2 protein-coding genes are annotated in these 1,339 nt (G+C 44.1%); both read right to left on the minus strand.

Going from position 1 to position 1,339, the window contains the following annotated elements:
• Window positions 1-88: 88 nt before the first annotated feature.
• On the minus strand, window positions 89-616 hold the full coding sequence (locus tag ACFU9E_RS35510; protein WP_213377478.1) for a Holliday junction resolvase RecU: 528 nt from the start codon (window positions 614-616) through the stop codon (window positions 89-91).
• A 324-nt stretch (window positions 617-940) separates the two neighbouring features.
• The gene (locus ACFU9E_RS35515) at window positions 941-1,198 is read right to left on the minus strand and encodes a hypothetical protein (protein ID WP_380715712.1); all 258 of its coding nucleotides are present in this window, start codon (window positions 1,196-1,198) and stop codon (window positions 941-943) included.
• Between the last annotated feature and the right edge of the window lie 141 nt (window positions 1,199-1,339).

Genomic DNA, 1,339 nt, shown 5'->3' on the forward strand with positions numbered 1-1,339 from the left:
CATGCCTTCTTCAAAAACCGTAATGACTTGCAGCTCTTCGCGATCATAATTAGTTGCCTCCCACTGAACTACACGCCGCGCCATCTTCTCAGCCCCCTATTTTCGACAAATCTTTACTTTTTTCGACATTCTGAAAGCATAATTCTAGGTAATCAAGGGGAACGCCCCGCCTTGTTCTGATTGGATCGCAATTAAGATAGATGTCCTGGTATGGAATCGACTTCGGGCCGTTGTCTTTGGCTGCTTCCCAATACTTCAGGAAAAACGGCATTCTCACAAAGTAAAATTCCCTCAATTTTGAAAATTCAATTAATAGGAATGATATGCCGCCTTGATCCATGAACCGTTTAAGGTATTCGACTTGGTGATCATGGACGTTCTTCAATTCAAACCGTGTGTTTATTTGTGTTGCCTTCGCATCAAACGCGATTCCACGCCCCTGGGCTATCCCTACATAGTCAACGGTGCTTTTCTTCTCGTACACGATCCGGCCGCGTATATTCTTTGTTGGCGTTGCTACTTCGTCCACTAGCGCCCAGCCCTTATGCTTATATACGGCGTTTGTTTGGTTTACAAGTAGCTGAAGGCCCTTTCCTCTGTTTGCGTAATTGATCATTTAGCAACCTCCCAAAAAGTCAGAATGATATAAGCAGCAACCCCGACCGTCAGCCCTTGAATCAAGCTGATAAAGACGATAAAACCTATTTCACGTAGAAGTGCTTTCATTCAGCATCCTCCTTATTGATCCGGTTACTCCTTCTATCTGCAAACATGATTGTTCGGTATTCCCGTAACTGATTTTCAATAGTTTCCGCAGGCACTAAAGGGTATGCAGTTTTTTCCCACAATATAAAATCACATTGCTTATCGTTCGCATCGGGAAAGTATTTCCGCACTAAATCTATCCACGTCATCCCGCTATTTTTCACCGCTTTAATCATCAGACAGCACCCCAAGACATTCTGATGCTATCTCTCAGACCCGCCGGCCGCAAAGTAGTCTTTGACTTCACAGGAAGCCCCATGATGAACAGCGTTCGCGTTTCCTGGATAAGCGATTTATCATTGTGCGTTACAAACTCTTCTTCCTGTACCCGCTTCACCATGCCGCCATACTGTGAAACTACTTCTCTTTTAATCATTTTCATATCAGCTCCCACCATTTGAATTTTTTTCGTGTGCGCCCGCATGTGGCGCACGTATTGGAATCGTTTATCTTGTGGTATCCTCTAACTTTGCAGATGGTTCCTTTCATCTTTTGGATCAGTCCGCTTCCCCCTTCAGCTGCTTCAAACACTCTTCAAGGAATGGGATTTCCTCTTTTGTGAATTTTATTGTTG

This window comes from Kitasatospora sp. NPDC057595 (assembly GCF_042800875.1).
Lineage (GTDB): Bacteria > Actinomycetota > Actinomycetes > Streptomycetales > Streptomycetaceae > Kitasatospora.